At 54.4% G+C, this 6,687-nt stretch carries 5 protein-coding genes (1 of these 5 running past the window's edge); 1 reads left to right on the top strand and 4 read right to left on the bottom strand.

What is annotated here, in order from left to right; genetic code table 11:
- On the bottom strand, positions 1-333 hold the start of the coding sequence (locus V8L73_RS05630; RefSeq protein ID WP_347254329.1) for a nucleotidyltransferase domain-containing protein. It extends 492 nt beyond the left edge of the window; only the first 333 of its 825 coding nucleotides appear in the window; the start codon lies at positions 331-333; the stop codon falls past the left edge of the window.
- A gap of 201 nt (positions 334-534) precedes the next feature.
- On the opposite strand from V8L73_RS05630, the gene rtcR reads away from it, so the two are divergent.
- On the top strand, positions 535-2,127 hold the full coding sequence (gene rtcR / locus V8L73_RS05625) for an RNA repair transcriptional activator RtcR (RefSeq protein WP_027273905.1): 1,593 nt from the start codon (positions 535-537) through the stop codon (positions 2,125-2,127).
- A gap of 71 nt (positions 2,128-2,198) precedes the next feature.
- On the opposite strand, the gene clpB is transcribed toward rtcR, so the two are convergent.
- The 3 genes from clpB to rluD form a co-directional block, all read right to left on the bottom strand.
- Complete coding sequence (gene clpB, locus V8L73_RS05620; RefSeq protein ID WP_347254328.1) at positions 2,199-4,772, bottom strand: ATP-dependent chaperone ClpB; 2,574 nt, start codon at positions 4,770-4,772, stop codon at positions 2,199-2,201.
- Positions 4,773-4,950: 178 nt separating this feature from the next.
- Positions 4,951-5,682, bottom strand: coding sequence for a peptidoglycan editing factor PgeF (gene pgeF / locus V8L73_RS05615; protein ID WP_347254327.1), 732 nt, complete (start codon positions 5,680-5,682; stop codon positions 4,951-4,953).
- The gene (rluD, locus tag V8L73_RS05610) at positions 5,679-6,659 is read right to left on the bottom strand and encodes a 23S rRNA pseudouridine(1911/1915/1917) synthase RluD (RefSeq protein WP_347254326.1); all 981 of its coding nucleotides are present in this window, start codon (positions 6,657-6,659) and stop codon (positions 5,679-5,681) included. Before rluD ends, pgeF begins: the two co-directional genes overlap by 4 nt.
- Positions 6,660-6,687 lie beyond the last annotated feature (28 nt).

Below are 6,687 nucleotides of genomic sequence, written 5' to 3'. Positions count from 1 at the left end.
CAACGTCGGGTTAGATCGCTTTAACAGCCCCAGCGCTTTACGCAGTTCCCAACCGCTTATGTCTAGCTCATCATCTAAAGGGCGTTCTATCACATCGCGACCGGGCTCAACCTTTAAGTACCATTCGGTTTTATGTACATAGATAAAACGAACGTCATAGTCGCTGTCGGTTGAGGCGAATCCCCATCCCCGGCTGCCCGATTCACATGCATAAAGTATTTTTACGTCGAAGGCCCGCTCTATTGCATCCAGCTCTCGCTCTATCCTTCGCCTCATGGCGTCGGACACCGGATGCTCATTTTCAGCAAATATTCCTTTTTCTTCTATTAGCATTGTTTCTTCCTTATTTATTCAGACCGTTTTAGTTTTGGTAATAGCCAGAACCGTGCCAATTTTCCTTAACTGATTCAAAAATCATAACTATATGTTTTAATTGTTTTTAATATAAATCTTACGCCCTGACAAACGACAGTATCGCCATACGGTCAAAATTATTTTATTATTTTGGATAATTTTTATATTTCGAGATAAATCATGAAGCGTGTCGCCATTGGCGTATTGGGAACCGTATTAGACAAACGCGGTAAGCGTGAAAATCGCTGGAACAAATGGCGGCCAACGGTCGGCATGTGCCAGCAGCCAGATTTTCCGATCGACAGGCTGGAGCTTATCTACCAGCCCAGAGATAAGATCATGGCGGAAAGAACCATGCAGGACATTCTTTTGGCCTCGCCACATATGGAAATACGCCTGCATGAAATTGCGCTACGTAACCCATGGGATATTGAAGAGGTGTATACCGCCCTGCTCGATTTCGCCGAGCGTTACCCTTTCGATACGGAAAATGAAGAGTATCTGATTCACATCACCACCGGTACGCACGTTGTTCAGATCTGCTGGTTTTTGCTAACCGAAGCGCGTTATTTCCCCGCCAAGCTTATTCAAACCATGCCAGAGAGGAAAAGCACGAAGGAAGAAGGTGAACACGCAAACCCGGCCGGCAGTTATTCCATCATCGACCTTGACCTTAGCCGCTATGACCGCATCTCGACTCGATTTAAACAGCTAAGCGCTAACTCGGTCTCCTATCTCAAAGCAGGAATTGCAACACGCAACGCGACCTTTAACCGTCTGATTGACGAAATCGAGCGCGTTGCGATCCGCTCAACGGCACCCATCTTAATGATTGGCCCCACGGGTGCGGGGAAATCATTTCTGGCCCGCCGAATTTATGAGCTTAAGCAGGAAAGGCATCGTCTAAGCGGCCGTTTTGTTGAGGTCAACTGCGCCACCCTGCGCGGCGACAGCGCGATGTCGACGCTTTTCGGCCACGTAAAGGGCGCGTTTACCGGCGCACAGTCGGATCGCCCTGGGCTGCTGCGTTCCGCCAACGGCGGCATGCTGTTTTTAGACGAAATAGGCGAACTGGGCCTCGATGAACAGGCCATGCTGCTTAAGGCCATTGAAGAGAAAACCTTCTTTCCCTTCGGCAGCGATAAAGAGGTCCATAGCGACTTTCAGCTAATTGCCGGAACCCATCGGGACCTGCGTAAGCAGGTCAGCAAAGGCCGCTTTCGCGAAGACCTCTACGCCCGAATAAACCTTTGGACCTATCAACTGCCGGGCTTAGCTGACCGTCCAGAAGATCTCGAACCAAACCTCGACTACGAGCTGGCTCGCTTTGCAAAAGAACAGGGAGAACGCGCCTATTTCAACGCCGAATCTCGCCGTCGGTATCTCTCTTTCGCCACGTCAAGCGAAGCCTCGTGGTCGGGGAACTTCAGGGAGCTCAGCGCTAGCGTCACTCGGATGGCGACGCTGGCTGAATCCGGACGCATAACGGACGAGATCGTCACGCAGGAAATCGAGCGGCTGCGCTACGGCTGGGGCCTAGCGCAACGGGAAGAAAGCGCAGCACTGCCTGACGTTAACGCCCCCATCGATCTCTTTGACTATCATCAGTTGAAGGCGGTGCTGGAGGTGTGTCGAATAAGCGCCAGCCTTTCTGACGCCGGGCGCAAGCTGTTCGCCGTATCCCGCAGCCAGAAGAAGAACCCCAACGATGCGGACAGACTGAGAAAATACCTCTCCCGCTTCGGACTAAGCTGGGAGATGTTGAAAAGATAGCCCTAACTCCCGACATAGAAAAGGGGCGACGGTGTATAAACCGCTCGCCCCTTTGTACCTACTATGTGCAGTTATTGTTTCGCGACAATGCGCTCGCCGTCTACGTCCAGCTTAATCGGCTCACCCGGCAACAGCGTTCCAGACAGAATTTGCTGCGCCAGCGGGTTTTCGATTTCCTGCTGAATAGCGCGTTTTAACGGGCGTGCGCCGTAAACAGGATCGTACCCCTCTTTCGCCAGCAGATCTAAACCTGCCTCAGAGATGCTTACCATGTAGCCGCGCTCTTCCAGGCGCTTATACAGGCGCTCAAGCTGAATACGGGCAATTGACTTAATCATCGATTCACCCAGCGGGTGGAACACAACGGTTTCATCAATACGGTTGATGAACTCTGGCCTGAAGTGGTGGCCGACGACGCTCATCACCAGCTCTTTCATCTCGCCGTAATCCAATTTACCAAAGCGCTCCTGGATCATGTCGGAACCGAGGTTAGAGGTCATGATGACAACCGTGTTGCGAAAGTCCACCGTACGCCCCTGCCCGTCCGTTAGGCGGCCATCGTCCAGCACCTGAAGCAGAATGTTGAACACGTCCGGATGCGCCTTTTCCACTTCGTCCAACAGGATGACAGAGTACGGGCGCCGACGAACGGCTTCCGTCAAATAGCCGCCCTCTTCATAGCCGACATAGCCCGGAGGCGCGCCAACCAGGCGGGAAACGCTGTGTTTCTCCATAAACTCCGACATATCGATGCGCACCATCGCGTCATCGCTGTCGAACATAAAGTTGGCGAGCGCTTTCGCCAGCTCGGTTTTACCTACCCCGGTCGGACCAAGGAACAGGAATGAGCCGATCGGACGATTCGGATCCGACAGGCCTGCGCGGCTGCGGCGGATCGCATTAGACACCGCCTCTACCGCCTCATTCTGGCCAATAACGCGGGCATGCAGCTGCTGCTCCATACGCAACAGTTTGTCGCGTTCGCCTTCCAGCATGCGGTCGACGGGAATGCCGGTCGCCTTGGCCAGCACTTCGGCGATTTCCGCATCGGTAACCTTATTGCGCAGCAGCCTCATGGTCTTGCCTTCGGAACTTTCCGCCATCGCCAGCTGCTTTTCCAGCTCGGGAATTTTGCCGTACTGCAGCTCAGACATCCGGGCCAGATCGCCTACGCGGCGCGCCTGATCCAACGTCGTTTTAGCCTGCTCCAACTCGGCCTTGATGCTCTGCGTACCGGATACGGAGGCTTTCTCCGCTTTCCATTCCTCTTCCAGCTCGGAGTATTCACGCTCTTTCTGTTCCAACTCCTCGTTTAGCATATCAAGACGTTTTTTACTGGCATCATCGGACTCTTTCATCAGTGCCTGCTGCTCAAGCTTCAGCTGAATAATGCGTCTGTCAAGCCTGTCCAGAGGTTCAGGCTTGGAGTCCATCTGCATACGGATGCTGGATGCCGCTTCGTCAATAAGATCGATAGCCTTATCGGGCAGCTGCCGGTCAGAGATATAGCGATGAGACAGGGTCGCAGCCGCCACGATTGCCGGGTCGGTTATCTGTACGTGATGGTGCAGCTCATAGCGCTCTTTCAGCCCTCGTAGGATGGCGATGGTGTCTTCCACCGTCGGCTCCGCCACGTAGACTTTCTGGAAACGCCGTTCCAACGCCGCGTCTTTCTCGATGTATTGACGGTATTCATCCAGCGTCGTCGCTCCGACGCAGTGAAGCTCGCCGCGAGCCAACGCAGGCTTCAGCATATTGCCGGCGTCCATCGCGCCATCGCCCTTACCCGCGCCGACCATGGTGTGCAGCTCATCGATAAACAGGATGACGCTCCCCTCCTGCTTGGCGAGATCGTTCAAAACGCCTTTCAGACGCTCTTCAAACTCACCGCGATACTTCGCGCCGGCAATCAGCGCGCCCATGTCCAGCGCCAGCACGCGCTTATTCTTCAATCCTTCGGGCACTTCGCCGTTAACAATCCGCTGGGCCAAGCCCTCAACGATGGCGGTTTTACCCACGCCAGGTTCGCCGATAAGCACCGGGTTGTTTTTGGTGCGGCGCTGCAGCACTTGAATAGTCCGACGGATCTCTTCATCACGGCCGATAACCGGGTCAAGCTTGCCCTGTTCAGCCCGCTCGGTCATGTCGATAGTGTACTTTTTCAGCGCCTGGCGCTGGTCTTCCGCACTGGCATCATCCACGTTTTCACCACCTCTCATTTGGTCAATCGCCTGACTTATTCTATTTTCCACCGCCCCCGCTTTTTTCAGCAGGTCAGCAAGCTGCCCGCGCTCTTCCAGCGCGGCAAGAATAAACAATTCCGAAGAAATGAACTTATCGCTGCGCTTTTGCGCCAGCTTGTCGCACAGGTTCAGCATGCGGATAAGCTCATTCGACGGCTGAACGTCGCCGCCCGCGCCCTCAACCTGAACGGTGCGGCTGAGCGCGTCGTTCAAGTCATTTCGCAGACGAGAAACATCAACGCCGGCCGCCGTTAGCAGCGGGCGAACGCTGCCCCCTTCCTGAGCCAGCAGCGCGCTCATTAAGTGAATGGGTTCAATAAACTGATTGTCCCGCCCCAGCGCCAATGACTGCGCATCGGCCAAGGCGAGCTGAAACTTGCTGGTTAAACGATCTAGACGCATAACACCTCCAGAGAAAAATAGGGTTAGCAATGTTGCTATGTCGTATAGATGAGGCTGATAGAGTGGTTTTCAAGACTAAAGTCAATATAAATTTATCAACGTCAATCACAGAATTGAAGAATTATTAGTATCAATACGTTAGGCAGAAGTCAGCCTAACGTAGCTAGCGACGTTCGGTTTACTCAAACCAAATGAGGCTCACCATTCTGCCGGTGGTCTTTTCGCGTCGATAGGAAAAAAAGAGTTCAGGCTGGCCTACGGTGCAGTAGTTACCGCCGTAAATTTTTTGCACGCCGGCAGCGATCAGGCGCTGGCGGGCAAGAAGGTAGATATCGGCCAGATATTTATCTCCGCTGGGCTGAAATGCCAGAGAAGCCTGTGGGTCAACCCGCATGAAAGCCTCACGCACTTCTGCGCCAACCTCAAAGCGCTCAGGCCCTATCGCTGGCCCCAGCCAAACCATCACGTCGGCGGGTAACGCATCAAAATGCTCAAGCGTGCGCTCAAGCACGCCGCTTTGAAGCCCACGCCATCCCGCGTGAGCTGCGGCCACTTCGTTACCGTAGGCGGAACAGAACAGTACGGGAAGGCAGTCCGCCGTCATTACTGCGCACGCTTTCCCCGGCGAGCGGCTATAGGACGCATCGGCGCAGTTATCAACGGCGCGGTATGACTCCATAGGCAGAACGTCGGTACCGTGTACCTGAGAGAGCCACCCTATTTCCAGCCGCGGCCCCAGCTGGGCGCTGAGGCGTCGACGATTCTCATCCACGTTTCGCGACGAGTCGCCAACGTGGTCGCCCAGGTTTAGCGATTCATAGGGCGGCGGACTAACGCCGCCTGCACGCGTTGTCGCCAGCGCCTTAACGTTCGTCGGCGCCTGCCATTCGGGAAGAATTAGTGGGATCATGTCCAGTCCAGTTGATCTTTAAATAATTCAGTGTCTTCACGCAGCGCGGCGACCAATGCCACCATATCGTCCGGCAGCGGAGCGTGCCACTCCATCAGCTCGCCGCTGATGGGATGGTGCAAACGCAGCATAGTCGCATGAAGCGCCTGTCTGTCGAAATCGCGCAACTGCTGGATAAAGGCTTCGGAAGCGCCCTTTGGCGGACGGGGACGGCCACCATACAGCGGATCGCCCACCAGCGGATGGGTGATGTGCGCCATATGTACGCGAATTTGGTGCGTTCTGCCCGTTTCCAGACGCAGGCGCAGGCGAGTATGCGCGCGAAAACGTTCCATGATGCGATAGTGCGTCACCGCCGGTTTTCCCATCGGATAAACCGACATGTGGGTGCGCTTGGTAGGATGACGCGCGATCGCGGCGTCTACCATTCCGCCACCGGTCATAATACCGATCGCCACCGCCTCATATTCACGGGTAATCTCTCGCGCCTGAAGCGCCTCTACCAGCCGGGTTTGGGCAGGAACGTTCTTCGCCACCACCATCAGGCCGGTCGTATCTTTATCCAAACGGTGCACAATGCCCGCTCTCGGCACGTCGGCAATGGCCGGGTAATGGTGCAAAAGCGCGTTAAGCACCGTACCGTCAGGATTGCCTGCGCCCGGATGAACAACCAGATCGCGCGGCTTGTTGATAACGATAATATCATCGTCCTCATAGACGATGTCTAACGCGATGTCCTGAGGCTCCCAACGCGTTTCCTCTTCTATCAGGGCATCGACTAAGATACACTCGCCGCCAAGCACTTTCTCTTTCGGCTTGGAGATAATTTGGCCGTTGACCGACACGCGTTCTTCCAGAATCCATTCTTTTATACGAGAACGCGAATAATCGGGGAACAATTCGGCTAATGCCTGATCTAATCTTTGACCAAGCTGTGATTCTTGAACCGTTGCAGTAAGCTGTACTTGCTGTGACATAAAGTGACTTCTTAAGTTTTCAGTTGGG

The sequence above is a fragment of the Leminorella grimontii genome (genome assembly GCF_039789245.1).
GTDB classification, from domain to species: Bacteria; Pseudomonadota; Gammaproteobacteria; order Enterobacterales; family Enterobacteriaceae; genus Leminorella; species Leminorella grimontii.
Note: the sequence above shows the minus strand (reverse complement) of the source record. Positions and strands in the feature narration are given on the sequence as shown.

Coding starts and splice junctions, on each gene's coding strand:
- clpB (WP_347254328.1), bottom strand. CDS start 4,772: ATGCGTCTAGATCGTTTAACCAGCAAGTTTCAGCTCGCCTTGGCCGAT.
- rluD (WP_347254326.1), bottom strand. CDS start 6,659: ATGTCACAGCAAGTACAGCTTACTGCAACGGTTCAAGAATCACAGCTT.
- pgeF (WP_347254327.1), bottom strand. CDS start 5,682: ATGATCCCACTAATTCTTCCCGAATGGCAGGCGCCGACGAACGTTAAG.
- rtcR (WP_027273905.1), top strand. CDS start 535: ATGAAGCGTGTCGCCATTGGCGTATTGGGAACCGTATTAGACAAACGC.